The sequence below is a fragment of the Gordonia jinghuaiqii genome (genome assembly GCF_014041935.1).
GTDB lineage: Bacteria > Actinomycetota > Actinomycetes > Mycobacteriales > Mycobacteriaceae > Gordonia > Gordonia jinghuaiqii.
Map to the genome: position 1 here is coordinate 966545 of NZ_CP059491.1, position 19038 is coordinate 985582.

16 protein-coding genes are annotated in these 19038 nt (G+C 69.2%); 11 read left to right on the forward strand and 5 right to left on the reverse strand.

The window, feature by feature from the left end; translation table 11 throughout:
- Positions 1–729 precede the first annotated feature (729 nt).
- The 5 genes from H1R19_RS04315 (at position 730) to rlmB (ending at position 7468) form a co-directional block, all read left to right on the forward strand.
- Entirely contained in the window at positions 730–2250 is a 1521-nt protein-coding gene (locus H1R19_RS04315) for a condensation domain-containing protein (RefSeq protein ID WP_219850654.1), read from the forward strand.
- Complete coding sequence (locus H1R19_RS04320; RefSeq protein WP_188329591.1) at positions 2250–3707, forward strand: condensation domain-containing protein; 1458 nt, start codon at positions 2250–2252, stop codon at positions 3705–3707. Before H1R19_RS04315 ends, H1R19_RS04320 begins: the two co-directional genes overlap by 1 nt.
- Positions 3704–5035 carry a condensation domain-containing protein gene (locus H1R19_RS04325; RefSeq protein WP_188329592.1) on the forward strand — a complete coding sequence of 444 codons (1332 nt, stop codon included), beginning with the start codon at positions 3704–3706 and terminating at the stop codon, positions 5033–5035. Before H1R19_RS04320 ends, H1R19_RS04325 begins: the two co-directional genes overlap by 4 nt.
- Positions 5036–5126: 91 nt before the next feature.
- Positions 5127–6518 carry a cysteine--tRNA ligase gene (cysS, locus tag H1R19_RS04330; RefSeq protein WP_188329593.1) on the forward strand — a complete coding sequence of 464 codons (1392 nt, stop codon included), beginning with the start codon at positions 5127–5129 and terminating at the stop codon, positions 6516–6518.
- Positions 6518–7468 (forward strand): 23S rRNA (guanosine(2251)-2'-O)-methyltransferase RlmB, encoded by a 951-nt coding sequence (rlmB, locus tag H1R19_RS04335; protein WP_188329594.1) that lies wholly within the window; start codon positions 6518–6520, stop codon positions 7466–7468. Before cysS ends, rlmB begins: the two co-directional genes overlap by 1 nt.
- A gap of 52 nt (positions 7469–7520) precedes the next feature.
- Here rlmB and H1R19_RS04340 read toward each other — a convergent pair whose 3' ends face one another.
- Complete coding sequence (locus H1R19_RS04340) at positions 7521–8273, reverse strand: LamB/YcsF family protein (RefSeq protein ID WP_188329595.1); 753 nt, start codon at positions 8271–8273, stop codon at positions 7521–7523.
- Positions 8274–8377: 104 nt separating this feature from the next.
- On the opposite strand from H1R19_RS04340, the gene H1R19_RS04345 reads away from it, so the two are divergent.
- Positions 8378–9931, forward strand: a complete 1554-nt coding sequence (locus H1R19_RS04345) for a carboxylesterase/lipase family protein (protein ID WP_188329596.1) — start codon at positions 8378–8380, stop codon at positions 9929–9931.
- 60 nt (positions 9932–9991) lie between these two features.
- Here the strand turns inward: H1R19_RS04345 and H1R19_RS04350 are convergent, their stop codons facing one another.
- Positions 9992–10795, reverse strand: coding sequence for an alpha/beta fold hydrolase (locus H1R19_RS04350; RefSeq protein ID WP_188329597.1), 804 nt, complete (start codon positions 10793–10795; stop codon positions 9992–9994).
- A gap of 229 nt (positions 10796–11024) precedes the next feature.
- Between H1R19_RS04350 and H1R19_RS04355 the strand changes: the two genes are divergently transcribed.
- Both H1R19_RS04355 and H1R19_RS04360 read left to right on the forward strand, forming a co-directional pair.
- A complete protein-coding gene (locus H1R19_RS04355) occupies positions 11025–11837 on the forward strand; it encodes a crotonase/enoyl-CoA hydratase family protein (protein WP_219850655.1) in 813 nt (270 codons plus the stop codon).
- 28 nt (positions 11838–11865) lie between these two features.
- The gene (locus H1R19_RS04360; RefSeq protein WP_244970870.1) at positions 11866–12420 is read left to right on the forward strand and encodes a DUF2599 domain-containing protein; all 555 of its coding nucleotides are present in this window, start codon (positions 11866–11868) and stop codon (positions 12418–12420) included.
- A 24-nt stretch (positions 12421–12444) separates the two neighbouring features.
- On the opposite strand, the gene H1R19_RS04365 is transcribed toward H1R19_RS04360, so the two are convergent.
- The 3 genes from H1R19_RS04365 to H1R19_RS04375 are packed head-to-tail and all read right to left on the reverse strand — an operon-like array spanning position 12445 to position 15070.
- Positions 12445–13332, reverse strand: a complete 888-nt coding sequence (locus H1R19_RS04365; RefSeq protein WP_372631643.1) for a metal ABC transporter permease — start codon at positions 13330–13332, stop codon at positions 12445–12447.
- The gene (locus H1R19_RS04370) at positions 13329–14132 is read right to left on the reverse strand and encodes a metal ABC transporter ATP-binding protein (RefSeq protein WP_219850656.1); all 804 of its coding nucleotides are present in this window, start codon (positions 14130–14132) and stop codon (positions 13329–13331) included. Before H1R19_RS04370 ends, H1R19_RS04365 begins: the two co-directional genes overlap by 4 nt.
- Positions 14133–14137: 5 nt before the next feature.
- The gene (locus H1R19_RS04375) at positions 14138–15070 is read right to left on the reverse strand and encodes a metal ABC transporter solute-binding protein, Zn/Mn family (protein WP_219850657.1); all 933 of its coding nucleotides are present in this window, start codon (positions 15068–15070) and stop codon (positions 14138–14140) included.
- A 131-nt stretch (positions 15071–15201) separates the two neighbouring features.
- Between H1R19_RS04375 and mshA the strand changes: the two genes are divergently transcribed.
- The 3 genes from mshA (at position 15202) to H1R19_RS04390 (ending at position 18996) form a co-directional block, all read left to right on the forward strand.
- The gene (mshA, locus tag H1R19_RS04380) at positions 15202–16557 is read left to right on the forward strand and encodes a D-inositol-3-phosphate glycosyltransferase (RefSeq protein ID WP_188329601.1); all 1356 of its coding nucleotides are present in this window, start codon (positions 15202–15204) and stop codon (positions 16555–16557) included.
- 70 nt (positions 16558–16627) lie between these two features.
- Positions 16628–17239 (forward strand): type III secretion system chaperone family protein, encoded by a 612-nt coding sequence (locus H1R19_RS04385; RefSeq protein ID WP_188329602.1) that lies wholly within the window; start codon positions 16628–16630, stop codon positions 17237–17239.
- A 152-nt stretch (positions 17240–17391) separates the two neighbouring features.
- Positions 17392–18996, forward strand: coding sequence for an AMP-binding protein (locus tag H1R19_RS04390; RefSeq protein WP_219850658.1), 1605 nt, complete (start codon positions 17392–17394; stop codon positions 18994–18996).
- The last annotated feature ends 42 nt before the right edge of the window (positions 18997–19038 follow it).

Here is a 19038-nt window from a genome sequence, read left to right on the forward strand (position 1 = left end):
GGGGTCGGTGACCTGTGGACGAGCGTTCACGCCGCGGACCTCCGAGGCCGCGCGGAGCGCGAAGACGTGCAAACCATACCGGAGGGGCCGCGGTGGGCGCCGATCGACGAGCCTCGGCACCGTTGCGAAGACAAATAAGTCCTCGACCATTGTTTCCGCTGATCGTTCGACGGCCACTTGCGAACATTTATTTCGCTCGCTGAACTATCAATTGCAGCCGAATCGGGTTACTGTCGTGACCATTGTGAAGGACCGCTGGACCGGTGGGCCCGAAGATCCTTGTCACGACTCTTCTCCATCGACCACATTCTTCCTGCAGAATCCGAAAGGACGCGACGGATGACGGGTGCTACCCGCCGCAATACAGATCGCCGCGTAAAGATGCGCACGACAACGCTTCTGGCCTCATGTCAGAGCCGGGGCCGAGACGCCGCGGGCGTCGGGTCCGGCGATCGGGTGGGCAGTCCCGCCGAAGAGAGACGCATCACACCAGCGGTCCGCCGGCATCGCGGTGCGGATCGGGGCCTGTGATCAATGACACCAGAGACGATTCGCCGATCGCCCGGATTCCCCGGGCCGGGAGACGCCTTCGATGTCGAACGGGTGTGTCCGCGCCGGCGTCGGCCGGCGTAGGCATCATCCGCGACGCTGACGCGTCAGGCCTCAGGGGAGGGGCCGAGCAAGACCATCTGTCGGGGGCCGGTACGTGTGTGAACACGGGAGGTTGTGATGGAATACACTGAGCTGACCGAATATTCGATGCCCGGCGGCACTGTGACCGCGTGGGAGCCCGCGGTCGACGCAGCCGAATGGCAGACCGATTCTCGACAGTTGTCGTATATGCATCTCGAGCACGCCCGCCGGGCGGTTCGGGAGGGGGCCGACTGGCACAGCCAGTGGATCGGCACCGCGTTCCGCATCGAGCGCCCGCTCGATCGCGATGCGTTCGCCCGCACGATCATCGCGTGGTACCGCCGCCACGAGGCCTTCCGTACCTCGGTCCGAGTCCACGAACCGCTCCATCCGCAGGGCGACCTGACCCGGATCACCGTCGCAGCCGACGCGGTCTCGGTGCGCGAGAACGCATTCGGGTCCGACCTCCCGGCTGACGAGGTGGCCGAGCTCGTCACCGACTACTTCAACCGCACGATCACCCCGCTGAGCTGGCCCCATTGCGTCGCGGTCACCATCGAGCCGCCCGGCGACGAGGACGGCTTCCTTGTGGTGTTCGCCGCCGACCACACCGTGATGGACGCCTATACCCAGGTTTTCGCGATCCGCGAGCTCACCGCGCTCTACGACGCCGAGGTCGCCGACGCGCCGCACGGCCTGGCCGAATTCGGCAGCTACCTGGACTTCAGTGACGCAGAGCGTCGACTGGGCGCGCAGATCGACGCCAACAACGTCGCGGTCAGCCAGTGGCGCAACTTCTTCGACGACACCGCGACCGACGTGCAGCCCGAACCCATCCCGCGTTTTCCCCGGTTCGACGTCCCGGCCGGTGCGCCGCGCACGATCACGCCGAATCGTGAGCCGGAGAACGGTTTCCAGACGACGCTGTCGCATTGGTTGCTCGACGCCGCGGACACCAAGCGTTTCGAGGCGGTGTGCAAGAGTGCGGGTTCGTCGATGACGGCCGGTATCTACACCGCGCTGTCGATGACGTCGGCGGCCCTGACCGGCAGCGCCGACCTGCGGTTCATCGGCCCGGTCCACACCCGCAACGCCATCGAGTGGGGCGAGGCCGTGGGATGGTTCGTCGGGATCATCCCGGTCGCGATCCGCCCCGGGCGGCCGCTGAAGTTCACCGACGCGCTGACGACCGTCGCGTCCACCACGGCCCAGTACAAGGACGTGGGAGCGGCCCCGTTCGCGCCCGTCGCCGAACTCATCGGCGGCGACGTGACACCGCCGGGATTCGTGGTGTCCTACATCGACCTGCGTCACGCCGAAGGTGCGGCCCAGTGGTCGCCGCGTCAGGCCCGGGTTCTGCGCAGCGCAACGCGGGACGCCGACGAGGTGTATTTCTGGATCAACCGCATCCCGAACGGCGTCAACGTGTCCGCGCGTTTCCCGTCCGGTGAGATGGCGCCCGCGGTGGAGGTGTTTCTCTCGACCTTCCATGCGATCCTGAACACGGTCGTCGCCGACGGCGACTGCGAGTACACCTACCGCCCGGCGGATTCGGTGGCCTCGGGAATGCCGATCGCAGGACTGACCGGGGGCTCGTCCGCAGCTTTCGGCGACTGATGACCCGTACCCTGCAGTTCACGCCCTCCGCACCCGGGTTCGGTGAGCCCGGGGCGCTGACCCCCCGGCTCCGTCCGCACCTGGTCGGTGGGCGGATCGTCGAATGGGAGCTGCGCGACGCCGAGCGTGTCGCCGGTGCATCCCACCGGTGGGGCGAGGGAGTGTCGTTTCTGCAGTCCGACCATCTCGCGACGATGGCGGACAAGCGGACCCGTGGGGAGGACCATACCGGTTTCCTAACGGCTGCAACACGATTCGATGTTCCTCTCGATCAGGAGGCGATGAGCCGGGCGCTCACCGACTTCGTCCGTCGCCACGAGGAGCTGCGTGCCCACTATCGGGCGGGCCCCACCGGGCCGGAGCGGTGGGTGGCGCCGCCCGAATGCTTCGAGATCGTCGTCGCCGACCGCACGCCGGTTGTCGTCGGCGACGCCGAACTCGGTGCGTTCGTGGGCCGTCGGGCGTCGGAATCGGCTCGGGCAGAACTGATCCCGGGTTCATGGTGGGGTGCAGCCACGGCCGACGACGGATTCACCTTCTTCGTCGCCACCGATCATGCTCACGGTGACGGGTACTCCTCGGCGCTCGCGCTGATCGAGATCGCCACCCTGTACCGGGCGCACGCCGCGGGCGAAACCGCCGAACTGGCGCCTGCGGGAACATTCGGCGAGGCGGTACTCGACGAACGCGCCGCCGCGGCGGCGCTGGATTCCGCCGACCAACGCCTCGACGTATGGCGGAATGCGTTGGTGGCCAACGACGGTCGTGCACCCCGCTGCCCGCTGGAGCTCGGGTTGACCGACGAGAACCCGCAACCGGGGGTCGCGCTCGAGCAGTGGCTCCTCGATCCGGCGATGCTCGCCGCCTGCGACAACCGGATCGCCTCCGACGGGGGGAGTTTCGCGGGTCTTCTGTATGCGGCGCTGGCCACCCGGCATCGTGAGCTCACCGGCGAATCGCAGTTCTTCGTGTCCACGGTGCTGGCCACACGTGGATCCGGCCACCAGTGGACGCAGGGCTGGCTGTGCAACTTCGCGCCCATCGTCGTGGCCGTCCCGGACTGCGGGGACGCCTCATTCGACGATCTGGTGCGAGCTGCCACCGACAGCGTGCGGGTCGCCCGCCGCGCCGCCACGGTGCCCGCGCACGCCGTGCTGGCGAAGCTGGCCGCCGAAGGTGTCTTCCGCGGACTCGACGGCAGTCCGTACATGGTGTCCTACACCGATCTCGGGCGGTTGCCGGTCGGTGACGACCCCGCCCTGCCGGCCATGCAGACATTCAGCGGCGTGGGCGCCACGCGGAACGCGAACCTCTGGTTCACGCGGACCGAGGCAGGCCTCGTCGTGCGGTCGCACGTCCCGGACAACGAGGTGGCCCGTGCGTCGATCGTCGAACACCTGGCACGTGTCGGGGCCATCCTGACCGATTACGCGAGAGATGCGAGGAGTGCCCGATGAAGCTCTCGAGCTCAGAGGCCTGGCAGGTCGAGCCGGGTGAACTCGTCCGGTGGCGGCCGGTCCCGGGCGGTTGCGCGGCACGCGCGATCGCCCCGGTGTCGGAGAACGAACGCTTCCACCTGGATTCGGTGTCGCAGGGGCAGCCGGGCTGGATCGCCCTGACGCTGGACTTCCCGGAGAAGCTCGACCACGACCTCCTCGGCGAGGTCGCGGCGACCGTCATCGCGCGGCACGATGTGCTGCGCAGCCACTACGTACGCACCGAGGCGGGGTACCAGCGTCTCCTGCACGCCGGGGTGGACGTCAAGGAGGAAGGCCGCGAGGCCGACGCGGGCCTGCGGGCCGATGCGTTCGCCGCGAAGCTGACCGCGGACATCACCGCGACCTGCAATCCGTTCGAACCGATGCCGCACTACCTCGCCGCGGTCATCCGGCCCGCGAGTACGACACTGGTCTGCGGATTCGACCACTGCTATGTCGACGCCCGATCCCTGGCGCTGCTGTCGAACGAGATCTGCGAGCTCTTGGGCGGCCGCGGCCTCGCGCCCGCGGCGTCGGGCCTGGACGCCTTGTGCCGGGTCGCCGACAGGGAGGCCTCGGTGACGGCCGACGACCCCCGGCTCGACGGCTGGGCGCAGTTCCTCGCCTCCACCGGGTGGACGGTCCCGGAGTTCCCCCTCGATCTCGGTGTGCCGGAGGGCGCCGACGCCGACATGCACACGATGGTCGCCACCCTGCTCTCCGGCGACGCCGCCCGGGAGTTCAGCTCGGTGGTCCACGACCACGGTGGGCGCACGTATCCGGCGGTGCTCACCTGCGCCGCGATGGCGATCAACCTCGCCGGCGGTCCCGAGGAGGTGGCCACCGTGGTGCCCACCGGAACCGGGGCCGGACCCGGCTGCGTCGGGTGGTCGGTGGGCAACGCGCCGATGTGGATCAGCGCGGCCGACGATCTGTTCACCGCGATGCACCGCAACACCGCCCGGCTCTCGGCGGCCCTGCCGCTCGCGGAGATCGGTCTGACGCCGGTGTACGCCGCGTTCGGCGACAGGCTGCGGGCCGGTCGCAGCGACGTCTTCATGATGTCGTACGTGGACTACACGCGCCTCCCCGCGCCGCACTCCGGTGTACGGGCACAACAGATCTCGAGCCACAAGTCCACCGACACCGCACAGTGGTGGTTCTGGCGAGACGACGACGGTATCCACGTGCGGGTGCGGCATCCGCACACCGAGCGTGCCGTCGCGGTGCTGACCGAGACCCTGGAGACGATGAGCAGGCTGGTCATCGAGGTGACCGAGCGGGTCGTCGGGTCCGGCCGGCGCTGATGTCCGCAGGTCGTCGGGCGCCGGGGGGAACGCCCTGGCCGCGGCTGCGGGCGGTCAGAGGCTCGGTCGTGGTCCGGTAGGATTGCCGGTCGTGACCCTGCGCCTGTATGACACCGACTCCCGAGAGGTGCGCGACTTCGTGCCGCTGCACCCTGGCCAGGCATCGGTGTACCTGTGCGGGGCGACGGTCCAGGGGGTGCCGCACATCGGTCACGTCCGCAGCGGTATCGCCTTCGACATCCTGCGTCGCTGGCTGGCGCACAAGGGCCTCGACGTGTTGTTCGTGCGCAACGTGACCGACATCGACGACAAGATCCTCCGGAAGGCCGCCGAGGCGGGACGTCCGTGGTGGGAGTGGGCGGCCACCCACGAACGCGCCTTCGACGACGCCTACCGTGCGCTCGGTGTGTTGCCGCCGTCGGCGGAACCGCGTGCGACCGGTTTCGTCACCCAGATGGTCGAGTACATGGAACGGCTGATCGACCGCGGTCACGCCTACGTCGCCGACGGCAACGTCTACTTCGACGTCCGCAGCCTGCCCGATTACGGTTCGCTCTCCGGGCACCGGCTCGACGACGTGCACCAGGGTGAGAGTGCGGGTACCGGCAAGCGCGATCCCCGTGACTTCACGCTGTGGAAGGCGGCCAAGCCGGGTGAGCCGTCGTGGCCGACCCCGTGGGGCCCCGGCCGTCCGGGCTGGCACCTGGAATGCTCGGCGATGGCCACCAGTCTCCTCGGTTCTGAGTTCGACATCCACTGCGGTGGAATGGATTTGATCTTCCCGCATCACGAGAACGAGATCGCCCAGGCGCACGGCGCCGGAGATCGGTTCGCGCGGTACTGGTTACACAACGGCTGGGTCACCATGGGTGGCGAGAAGATGAGCAAGTCGCTGGGCAACGTCGTGTCGATCCCGGCGATGCTGCAGCGAGTGCGCGCCGTGGAACTGCGTTACTACCTGGGCAGCGCCCACTACCGGTCGATGCTGGAGTACTCGCCGGGTGCGCTCACCGAGGCTGCTGCCGGGTACCGGCGCGTGGAGTCCTTCGTCGAGCGTGTCGCGGCGCGGGTCGCCGACGTCGTGATCGGCGACATCGACGCGGAGTTCGCCGCCGCCCTCGACGACGACCTCGGCGTGCCTGCGGCTCTTGCGGTCGTGCACAACGTGGTCCGCCAGGGCAACACCGCACTCGAGGCAGGCGACGGCGCCGCCGCGCTGGCAGCGGCCTCCTCGGTGCGGGCGATGATGGGCATTCTCGGCGTCGACCCGCTGGACGACCAGTGGGCAGGCGCCACCGACGATTCGGCCGCCACCTCGGCACTCGACGTGCTGGTGCGGGCCGAGCTACAGCGGCGCGCAGACGCGCGCGCCGACAAGGACTGGGCCACCGCGGACGCGGTTCGGGACCGGCTGGCCGAGGCCGGCATCGAGGTCACCGACACCCCCGATGGCGCGCAATGGGCATTGAAGGGTGAGGCGTGATGGCAGGGAATTCCAAGCGTAAGGGTGCGATCCGCAAGTCGGGTACCAAAAAGGGGCAGACCGTCGGGTCGGGCGGCCAGCGCCGCCGCGGTCTCGAGGCCCGCGGAGCGACGCCGAAGGCCGTCGACCGGCCGTACCACGCGGCGCACAAGCGGGCCAAGGCCACGACCAAGCCTGCCGGCGGCCGGGGCGGCCCGCGCGCCAAGGACGACGGACCCGAATACGTGTTGGGGCGCAACCCGGTGGTGGAATGCCTGCGTGCCGGCGTCCCGGCGACCGCGCTCTACATCGCGACCAACTCCGAACCCGACGATCGTGTGGCGGAAGCGGTCAGGATGGCCGGCGACGCGGGCATCTCGATCCTCGAGGTGGGCAAGCCGGAGCTGGATCGCTTGTCGACCAACGGTTTACATCAGGGTATCGCCCTGCAGGTGCCGGAATACCAGTACGCCCATCCCGACGATCTGATGGCCGAGGCCAAGGCGAGCGGCACCCCGCCGCTGCTGGTGGCGCTCGACAACATCACCGACCCGCGCAACCTCGGCGCGGTGATCCGTTCGGTGGCCGCGTTCGGCGGGCACGGTGTGCTGATCCCCGCCCGTCGCAGTGCCAGCGTCACCGCCGTCGCGTGGCGGACGAGCGCCGGCGCCGCGGCTCGGCTCCCGGTCGCGCGGGCGACGAATCTGACTCGCACGCTCAAGGATTGGGCCGAATCGGGGGCCCAGCTCGTCGGCCTCGACGCCGACGGCGACGTCACCCTCGACGACTACGACGGCAGCGGACCCACGGTCATCGTGGTGGGTTCGGAGGGCAAGGGACTGTCCCGGCTCGTCCGCGAGAGCTGCGATTCGATCCTGTCCATCCCGATGGCCGGTGACGTCGAGAGCCTCAACGCCTCCGTCGCGGCCGGCGTGGTGCTCGCCGAGTTCGCCCGCCAGCGCCGCCGGTAGGCAGATCCGCGCGCAGACGATCAGGGCCCGGGCTGCTCAGGGTCCGGGGTACTCAGGACGCTCTGATGAGGACCCCGGCCTCGGCGAGGGCCTCGCGGACCGCGCGGGCGTGTCCGAGCGCCCCCGGGGTGTCGCCGTGCAGGCAGATCGACTCGGCGTCGACGCCGATCACCGTGCCGTCGATGGCGGTGACCCGCCCCGACGTCGTCATCTCCACGACCCGGCCGGCGATCGCCGCGCTGTCGGAGAGCACCGCGCCCTGCTCGCCGCGGGGGACCAGCGTGCCCTCCGGGGTGTAGGCGCGGTCGGCGAAGGCCTCGGTGATGATCGGCAGGCCGGCACGCTCGGCGCGTGCGAGGACCTGCGAGCCGGCGAGTCCCATCACCGCGAGCCCGGGGTTCACATCACGTACCGCCGTCACCACCGCATCGGCCTGCTGTATGTGATGGACCACCGTGTTGTACAGCGCGCCATGGGGTTTCACATACGTCACCGCGCCGCCGACGGATCGGGCCAAAGCGTCGAGTGCGCCGATCTGGTAGACCAGGTCGGCGACGAGATCCGGTGTGGTCATCTCCATGAACCGGCGGCCGAAGCCGCTGCGGTCGGGGTAGGAGACCTGGGCGCCGATCCGGACCCCGGCGGCCACCGCCGCCCGGCAGGTCGTCAGCAGGTCGGCGGGGTTGCCCGCATGAAAGCCGCAGGCGACGTTCGCGCTCGTCACGATCGTCAGCATCGCCGCGTCGTCGCCCAGCCCCTCGCCCAGATCGGCGTTGAGATCGATGCGCGGGCCGGCGGCGTCCATGCGGGCATCCTACGGGCGCGCCCGGGAGGTCCGGACGATCGGTGCCGGGTGTCGATCACGGTTCTCCCGCCGGGAAGGCGGCCCATTCGTCTACGGTGAAGGACATGGCATTACTGGACAGTAAGGTGACCACGGCCAACGGCGTCGTCGGGGGCGCACGCGGCAAGCGTCTGCGCAGGGGGACCATCAGCTGGCGGGGCATTCCCTTTGCCGCGCCGCCCGTGGCGCATCGGCGGTTCCGCGCCCCGGAACCGGCCCACGACTGGCCCGGCGTGCGCGACTGCACCAAGCTGGCCAAGGCGGCGATCCAGGAGAAGCGGTTCACCGCGGTGGCGCCCGGCAAGTTCGCGCCGATGGCCGAGGACTGTCTCACCCTCAACGTGTTCTCACCGGATGTCACCTCGTCGAAGCCGCGTCCGGTGATGGTGTTCATCCACGGCGGTGCCTTCATCCTCGGAACGGCCGCGACGCCCCTCTACGACGGCGCATTCCTCGCCCGCGCGCAGGACGTCGTCGTGGTGACCATCCAATACCGGTTCGGCCCCTTCGGATTCCTCGACCTGAGCCAGTACGCGACCGACGACCGCCCGTTCGACACCAACGTGGGTCTGCGCGATCAGATCGCGGCGCTGCGATGGGTCGCCGACAACATCGCCGCGTTCGGCGGTGACCCCGGCAACGTCACCGTCTTCGGCGAGAGTGCCGGCGGGTCCTCGGTGCTCGCACTGCTGTCGGCGCCCTCGACCGCCGGTCTCTACCAGCATGCGATCGCCCAGAGCCCCGCACCCGAACTCATCGTCGAGCAGGATGCCGCCACGGTCTATGCCGACGAGTTCGTCCGGCTGCTGCGGGACCCGCAGCGTCGTGCGACGTCGATGGACCGCGTTGAGCCGCCCGTCGATCCGGCCGAGGCGCAACGACTGCTCACCGTGCCGAACCCGGCGTTGCTGCTGGAGGCGGGTAACCGGCTGATGCGGTTCGCGACCAAGACCGCCGGCGGGGCGATCCCGTTCGCCCCGGTCGTCGACGGTGACCTGCTGCCGCGCTCGCCGCTGAAGGCCGCCACCGAGGGCCTGACGCAGCCGGTACCCCTGGTGATCGGCAGCAACAAGGACGAGGGAAAGCTGTTCGCCAAGCTCTGGAACGTCCTGCCCGACGCCGAACGGACCCTGATGAGGGTCGAGGACGACGAGGTCCGGCGCGAGATCGCCTCGCACTACGAGGACGGCGACCGCGACCGGATCCGGCTGGCCGGCGACTCGATCTTCTGGGCGCCGATGACCGCGTTCGCCGACGGGCACAGCGCGGTCGCGCCGACCTATGTGTACCGCTACGACTACCAGACCAAGATCCTCGGGGTCACCGGCTTCGGCGCCACCCACGCCACCGAACTCTTCAGCGTCTTCGGCGCCTACCGCGCCCCGATGGGCGCGGGTCTGGCCATCGCGGACTGGCCCGGCAGCGGCCGAATCACCCAGGGCGTACAGGGTCGTTGGGGTGGGTTCGCCCGAACCGGTGACCCCGGGCTCGGCTGGCCGGCGTACACCACCGCCGACCGCAAGGTCCTGGTCATCGACGACCCCGACCGCGTCGTCGCCGATCCCGACACGCTGCGGCGCCAGGCCTGGTATCGGGTGCACTCGGGCCAGACCGCCTGAGCGGCCCTGCGGTGCGAGCGTCGGGACGCTCTGGGCCGGGACGCTCTGGGGCCGGGACGGTCAGCTGAACTCCCATACCGACGGCGGGTCGGCGGCCAGGAACGACAGGACCAGCGGGTTGAACAACTCCGGCGACTCCACCGGGAGGATGTAGGTGCCGGGGATCACCGCGAGCCGTCCGCGCGGAAGCGTCCGGGACAGTTCGAGTGCGTGTTCGAGGCGCACTATCCCGCGGTCGGGGACCACCACCAGCGTCGGCACGTCGACGTGCGCGAACTCGGCGATGTCGTACTCGGGTTCAGCGGCGAGCATGCGGATCGTCTTGTCGTAGATGACGGCGAAATGCTCAGGACCGTCGGGCGACGTGGCGTCGTAGTGGACGCGGAGGTAGTCCACCGCGAGCGGGTCCCGGCGCGCGATCCGGTCGACGAACTCGGCGTCCATCCGGCCCCCGCTGTTGACGTACCCGCCGACGAAGACGAGCCGGTTCACCAGATCCGGACGGTCGCGCGCCACGAGCAGAGCGATCGCGGCGCCGTCGGCCCAGCCGACGAGATTGGCCGACCGTCCGACGACCTGCTCGAGGTAGGCGATGGTGCGTTCGGCGACCTGCTCGCAGCTGAAATCGCCCGGCACATCGGGGCTGTGTCCGTGTCCGGTGCGTTCGGGGACGAAGACCTGCTGACCGGCCTCGAGGAACCCGGCGATCTGGGTGCCCCATGTCGACGCCGAGGCGAAGAGTCCGTGAAGTAGCACAGTCGGTGGACCGTGTGGTTCGCCGGCGGTGAAGTGCCAGATCATCGCGCCCGCGATGTCGACGTACTCGCCGCCGTCGACGTGATCGCCGGCGTGAACCTGCCGCATACCGCTCCTCGAGTCGCCGGACATCGTCGGCCTCCGGGCCGCCGGCCATGACTGCCATGGTCGCTCTCTCGCCATGGTGGCAGACATCGGCTTCGTCGCGGCGGAACGTTTGCGAATCGAAACGACAGGAGCGTCGTCGTCGCAAGTCAGGCGTGGTTCCGCACCGGTGTTGGATGATGGGCACGCGTGGTGGCCATTTCGTCCGGCGACCGCGAGGAGAGGAACTGCCATGGGAGACGACGTCGTCCGCGTCAGCAGGAGCGGGCCGGTCACCACGATCGGCATCAACCGGCCGGAGGTCCGCAACGCGGTCGACCGGAGCACCGCCGAGGCATTGACCAGTGCTTTTCGGGCCTTCGACGACGACCCCGACGCCGCGGTGGCCGTCCTCCACGGAGAAGGCGGGACATTCTGTGCCGGAGCCGATCTCAAGGCCATCAGCGCCGGTGACGGTAACCGGGTCGCCGCCGACGGCGACGGTCCCATGGGGCCCACGCGCATGACATTGTCCAAACCGGTCATCGCCGCCGTGTCCGGCCACGCGGTTGCCGGCGGCCTCGAGCTGGCGATCTGGGCGGATCTGCGGGTCGCCGATTCCGACGCCGTATTCGGCGTGTACTGCCGTCGTTGGGGCGTTCCCCTGATCGACGGCGGCACCGTGCGCCTGCCGCGGCTGATCGGCACCGGCCCGGCGCTGGACCTCATCCTGACCGGCAGGTCGGTGGACGCCGACGAGGCGCTCCGGATGGGTCTGGTCAGTCGGGTGGTCCCGGCAGGCACTGCCCTGCGCGCGGCACAGGAACTCGCCGCCGACCTGGCCGCGTTCCCGCAGACGTGCCTGCGGCACGACCGGTTCTCCGTTCTCGAACAGCACTCCCTCGGCGAGGACGAGGCCCTGCTCAACGAGTTCCGGCACGGGCTGGTGTCACTCGGCGACAGCGCGGCGGCCGGGGCGTCGAGATTCTCGTCCGGGGCCGGCCGTCATGGTGAGTTCGAGGGCCATCCCGTCGTCGATCCGGCACCGGGGCACACCGACGGCTGAGCATGGCAGGCGCCACTAGCATCGGGGCATGCGCCTGCCCCGTCCGACACCGAGGATCCAACGGCTGACCAGATCGGCGGTGACCGGAACCGCGATGATCGCCCTCGCGGTGGTGCTGGCCGCATGCGGCGGATCGTCGGATCAGGTCGCCGCCGGAATCAGCAACCCGACGACCACTCCCACCGCTCAGACGGCGCCGGAGTCCGTGCCCGAGGTGACGCCGTATCCGTCGGCGCCGGCCGGCCGGCCGGCGACCACGACGGTCGTCCATCGGCCCCCATACGTCGAGCGGGTGGCCTGGACGGACACCGAGGTGGGGCCGAGTCTGTCGGTCTTCCCCACGACCTCCGGCCGCTACACCGACGAGGTCGGGGCGCAGACGGTGGCCTGGGCCGAGGTGCTCGCACTCGACCCCGGCGCCGACACACCCGGCATGCAGGCCCAGTTCGACTGCCACTGGCGTTACGCGCGACTCGTCGAACCGGAGAAACCGAGCTGGAACCTCGAACCCGGACGACCGGTCGTCACCGACGAGGACATGGTCGGCTCTCGCTGCAACCCCGGATTCGCCGAGGAGTACTGAGCGGCCCGGACTCCGGCGTTGCGGTCAGCGCGTGCTGTGCACGCGGCGACTGCCGATGGCGCGGCACACGACGTAGATGGCGAACGAGATGATCGTGACGAAGACCGACACCGGCAACTTGGGGGCCAACGACAGCAGCAGGCCGCCGACCGCGGCGATCTCGGCGAAGATGACCGAGAGCACCAGGGCGCGTACCGGATTGGCGGTGACGCGCGCCGCGGCGGCACCCGGGGTGATCATCAGCGACATCACCAGCAGCGCGCCGATGATCTGGACGCCCTGCGCGCAGGCCAGGCCCATGATGACCGCGAAGATCACCGACAACGCCCGCACCGGCACGCCGTGCGCCTGCGCGACCCGCGGATCGGTGGAGGCGAAGAGCAGCGGCCGGTAGATCACCGCGAGGACGGCGACCACCACGACGGTGGTGATCGCGATCGCGACCAGGCCGTCGAGTCCGACGCTGACCACCTGCCCGGTCAACAGCGCGAAACCGGTGCCGATGCGGCCGTACAGCGCGAGGAACAACACGCCGATGCCGAGTCCGAACGCCATCACCACGCCGATCACCGAATCGCGTTCGCGCGCCTTGTTCCCGAGGAACCCGAAGACCGCGGCGGCGATCACCGCACCGATGACACCGCCGAGGTTGACGCTGAACCCGAGGAGCAGCGCGGCTGCGGCACCGGTCACCGACAGCTCGCTCGCGCCGTGCACCGCGAACGACATCTGCCGCGCGACGATCAGCGGACCGAGCAGCCCGCCGAGTAGGCCCAGCAAGACCATCGCGAGCAACGCCTGCTGCATGAAGTCGTAGCCGAGCAGGTTGACGGTCTCGGAGAAATCCCAGAGATCGCTGAAGTCGCGTTCGGCGGCGAGCGTGGCTCCCGACGCGATGGTGGCCGCGCTCACGCGTGTCCGCCGGGCACAGCGTGGTCGTCGACGCAGTGGTGGGCGTCCTCGCCGCCGATGACCACCAGACGACCGTTGACCCGCAACACCTCGACGTCGCTGCCGTACAGCTCGCTGAGCGTCTCCGTCGTCATCACCTCGGCGGGCGTCCCGATGCGGAAACGGCCGCCGACCAGGTACAGCACCCGGTCGACGTAGGGGAGGATCGGGTTGATCTCGTGGGTCACGAACACGACTGCGGTCCCCGCGCGGCGTCGACGATCGTCGATGAGATCGACCACGACGTGCTGGTTGGTCGGGTCGAGGCTGGCCAGGGGCTCGTCGCAGAGCAGCAGCTCGGGATCACTGACCACGGCCTGCGCGACGCGGAGCCGCTGCTGCTCGCCGCCCGACAGGACGCCGAGCGGGGCGTCGGCGTAGGGGAGGGAACCCACCGCGGCCAGCGCGCTGTCCACCAGCTCGCGACGGCGCGCACGCCCCCGCAGCCCCAGACCCCACCGGCTCCCGTCGACGCCGAAGCCGACGAGATCACGGCCGCGCAGTGCCATCGGGTCGGACTCGTCGGCGTGCTGCTGAGGGATGTAGCCGATCGCGTCGGTCGTGGTGACGGTGCCGCGGTCGAGGGGGTACTGGCGCAACAGGACCCGCAGGAACGACGTCTTGCCCGAGCCGTTGGGACCGAGGACCGCCACGAACTCGCCCGGCCGGATCGTCAGATCGAGATCGTCCCAGAGGACGCGGTCGCCGAAGCCGAGCCGCGCGCCCGAGAACGAGACCACCGGGTCGGTTCCGGCTGTCACCGCGTTCACCTGGCCCCGGCGTCCAGCGCGGCGGCGAGGGCGTCGATCTGCGCGGCCTGCCAGGCGAGGTAGTCGGTGACGCCGTCGGGCAGGGTCTCGGTGAACTCGACCACGGGCACACCCGCGGACTCCGCGACGCCGAGCATCGCCTGCGTCACCGGGTCGACGGCCTGGGTGTTGTAGATGAGTGCCTTCGCCGTGCGGGCGGCGAGCAGGTCCTGCATCGCGGCACGATCGGCTGCCGAGGGTGACTGACCTTCTTCGACGGCCTGGGTGAAGCCGGCCGGAGCGATGTCGACGAGTCCGGCCTCGTCGAGCAGATAACCCGCCAGGGGTTCGGTCTGCGCGACCTTCGTGCCGTCGTGGCGCTCCCGGATGGTGGTGAGCTGCTGGCGCAGGCCGTCGATGCCGGTGGTGAAGGTCTCGGCGTTGGCCCGGTAGGTCTCGGCGTTGGCGGGGTCCTTGTCGGACAGGGCGTCGGCGACCCGGTCGGCGACCTTCGCGACGACGGGCAGGTCGTAGAAGACGTGCTCGTTCATGTCGCCGTGGTCGTGTCCGTCGCCGTCATGTCCGTCGTGGTCATCCTGCTCGCCGGTGAGGGCGTACGCGTCGATGACCGTGGCGCCGGACGACTCGGCGGCCCGTTCCATGTAGGCGTCGTAGTGGCCGCCGTTGAGGACGATGATGTCGGCGTCGGCGACCGTCGCGGTGTCGGCGGCGGAGGGCTCGAACTCATGGGGATCGCCGTCGGCGTTGGTGTAGAGCGCCGTGACGGTGGCCTTGTCGCCGGCCACCGCGGCCGCCACCGAGCCCCAGACGTTGGTGGAGGTCACCACTGTCGGGGTGCCGTCGCCGTCGCCGGGGTTCCCGGAGCATCCGGACAGCACCAGGGCCGCCGCGGACAGCGCGCCGGCCGCAGCCAACAGTGTCTTCCTCATCGCCAACCTTTACGCAAATGACAATCGTTACCGAAAGCAGTCTAGGTGATGTCCGGGCTGAGCGCGAAGGGCGTGGTCGCCCGACCAGGGCGTGGCACCTTCGTCTCGGCCATTTCTCTATGGTGGACACCATGACCTCGAGCCCGTTGCCGCGGCGTGTCGCGCTGATCTCCGTGCACACGTCGCCGCTGGCGCAACCGGGCACCGGGGACGCCGGCGGCCTGAACGTCTACGTCTGGCAGACGGCCATCCGGCTGGCGCGACGCGGCGTCGAGGTCGAGATCTTCACGCGGGCGACTTCCTCGACCGACGCGCCCACGGTCGCGGCCGCACCCGGTGTGACGGTCCGGCACGTGGTCGCGGGGCCCTTCGAGGGGCTCGACAAGCGTGATCTGCCCGCGCAGCTGTGTGCCTTCACCGCCGGGGTGCTGCGCGCCGAGGCCGCCCAGGCGCCGGGTCATTACGACGTGATCCACTCGCACTACTGGCTTTCGGGGCAGGTCGGTTGGCTCGCCCGTGACCGGTGGGGCGTGCCGCTGGTGCACACCGCGCACACGTTGGCGGCGGTCAAGAACGCGGCGCTGGCGGACGGGGACACCGCTGAACCGCAGCTCCGCGTGATCGGTGAGCAACAGGTCGTCGGCGAGGCCGACCGTCTGGTGGCGAACACCGAAACCGAAGCAGCCGAACTCCTCTCGATGTACGACGCCGCCGGGGAGCGTATCGACGTGGTGACGCCCGGGGCCGATCTGGACTGCTACACGCCGGGCTCCTCGTCGGCCGCCCGCGCGGCGCTGGGGCTCGACCCCGACGAGACGATCGTGACCTTCGTCGGACGCATCCAGCCTCTCAAGGCGCCGGACCTGCTGGTCTCGGCGGCCGCGCCGCTGATCGCCGAGGCTGCCGCCACCGGCCGCAAGCTGCGTGTGCTGGTGGTGGGCGGGCCGTCGGGTTCCGGGCTCCAGCGGCCGACAGCGTTGATGGAACAGGTTGCCGCACTGGGGATCTCCGACTCGGTGACGTTCCTGCCGCCGCAGCCCTCGGATCGGCTGGTGCAGGTCTACCGGGCGTCGGATGTGGTCGCGGTGCCCAGTCATTCGGAGAGTTTCGGTCTCGTCGCCATCGAGGCGCAGGCGTGCGGAACGCCGGTCATCGCCGCCAACGTGGGCGGTCTCGGGGTGGCCGTCGCCGACGGCCGGACCGGGGTACTCGTCAACGGGCACGCCGTCGGTGACTGGACGAACGCCCTGGAAAAGCTTCTCGCGCAACCGGACCTGCTCCGTGAACTCGGTCAGAACGCCAGATTGCACGCCGAGCAGTTCTCGTGGGAGCACACCGTCGATCAACTCATCGAGAGTTACGGGCGGGCGATGACGTCGTTCGCCGAGCGTCGCGACGCCGACCGGGCCGGCGCGGCTGTGGCGCCGGGCGGATCGACGCGGGTCCGGCGACGCTGGCGGCGACGGCGTTCGCGCGCGAGCGTCTGAGGCGTACGCCCGGCGAACGGGCGGCCACGGCATGAGGTTTCACCGGAGCACCATCGAGGAGAGGACGGGCGTGAGCCGCACCGAGGTCATCGACCTGCTCGAGAAGACACTGACCGAGAACGAGATCCCCTACACGCGCAAGGACGGCGGTGGGGCCGACATCGACCACGTCGTCCTCGAGCTCCCGGGCGAACGCAAACTCAAGACCACGGTGCTGCTGTCGGCCAGCGAGCACGGGGTCCGGGTCGAGGCGTTCGTCTGTCGCAGGCCCGACGAGAACCACGCAGGCGTCTACAAGTACCTGCTGAAGCGCAACCGCCGTTTGTACGGGGTCGCCTACACCATCGACAACACCGGTGACATCTACCTGGTCGGCCGGATCTCGGCGGACGCGCTGAGCTCCGGTGAGGTCGATCGCATCCTGGGGCAGGTCCTCGAGGCCGCCGACGGCGACTTCAACACCCTTCTCGAACTCGGCTTCCTCGCCTCCATCCAGCGGGAGTGGGCGTGGCGGGTCTCGCGCGGTGAATCGCTGCGAAACCTCCTCGCCTTCGAGCATCTCATCGACAAGGAATCGTTACCCGAGGCGGGCGCTCCCCTCGAAGGCCGTTATGTGCCCGGCGAATCGGTCGTCGAGGGTGCGCAGAGTTCGAGCGAGGCCCGGTCCGGCACTGCCGACTGACCGAGCGTGCGTGTGTCCCGTGGCGCGGGTGGTCGGCCCATTCCGCTGCCGGAGCTGCGTCGGGTCGTAGAATTCGACCGAGGTCCACGTCACACCGTGTCAACGCTGGTTGGTACGATGCGCGGGCGCGAGAACCCATCAACGGAGGTGCCATGAGTTTCAGCAGTCCTTTTCCCGATGTCGAGATCCCTGATGTGAGCGTGTTCGAGTTTCTGTTCGGCTCGATGGCCGAGGGGGATCTGGGACGTACGGCGCTGGTGGACCCGAAGTCGGGTGCGACGACTACGTATGGGCAGCTGATCTCGCAGATCGAGGCGGCCGCGGGTGCGTTGGCGTCGCGGGGCGTCGGCGTGGGTGATGTGGTGGGGATTCTGTCGCCGAACATTCCGGCGTTCGCGACGGTGTTCCACGGCATCCTGCGGGCCGGGGGGACGGCGACGACGATCAATGCGTTGTTCACCGCCCCGGAGATCGCCAAGCAGTTGCGGGATTCGGGCGCGAAGATGCTGGTGACGATCTCGCCGATGCTCGAGCAGGCCAAGGCTGCCGCCGCTGAGGTGGGGTTGGCCGATGTCGATCTGATCGTGTTGGACGGGGACGGGCAGGATGCGTCGGGGCACCCGAATGCGGCGGATCTGCTGGGGGCGGGGCTGGCGGCGCCGGAGGTGTCGTTTGATCCGGCCACCCATGTGGCGGTGTTGCCGTACTCCTCGGGCACGACCGGTAATCCGAAGGGTGTGGCCCTCTCGCATCGCAATCTGGTGGCCAACGTCGCCCAGATCCGCCCGTTGCAGGGGATGGGTGCCGATGATGTGGTGATCGCGGTGTTGCCGTTCTTCCACATCTACGGGATGACCGTGCTGTTGAATGCGGCGTTGTTCAATCGCGCGTCGCTGGTGGTGATGCCGCGGTTCGATCTGGTGGAGTTCTTGGAGAACATCCAGAACCACAAGGTGACGATGGCGTATATCGCGCCGCCGGTGGCGGTGGCATTGGCCAAGCATCCGATCATCGACAACTACGATTTGAGCTCGTTGCACACGATGATGTCGGGGGCCGCGCCGCTGGACGACGAGTTGGGCCAGGCGGTGGCCAAGCGGCTGGATCTGCACATGCTGCAGGGCTATGGGATGAGCGAGCTCTCGCCGGTGAGCCACATCATCCCGGCCGATACCCCGGGGTTGCTGGGCCGGCAGGACCCGCCGTTGTCCTCGACGGGGTGGGCGGTACCCAATTCGGAGAACAAGATCGTCGACCCGGGCACGGGTGCCGAGATCGGGTTGCCGAGCGAGGGATTGTCCGAGCCCGGTGAGCTGTGGGTGAAGGGACCCAACGTGATGCTGGGGTACCTCAACAACGAGCAGGCGACCGCGGACACCATCGACGCCGACGGATACCTCCACACCGGCGACATGGCGCAGGTCGATCCGACGGGGTGTGTCTACATCGTCGATCGGCTCAAGGAGCTGATCAAGTACAAGGGTTATCAGGTGCCGCCGGCGGAGTTGGAGGCGTTGCTGCTGACAAACGACAAGATCGCGGATGCGGCGGTGATCGGGGTGCTCGATGCCGAGGGTGAGGAGATCCCCAAGGCGTTCGTGGTGGCTCAGCCGGGTGCGGAGCTCACTGCCGATGAGGTGATGGAGTTCGTGGCGTCGAAGGTGGCTCCGCACAAGAAGGTTCGTGCGGTGGAGTTCATCGAGGCGATCCCGAAGTCGGCGTCGGGCAAGATCCTGCGCAAGGATCTCCGGAAGTAGTCCTGCTGGAATCCCTATGACGTTGTGCCCGGTTTCCGGGCA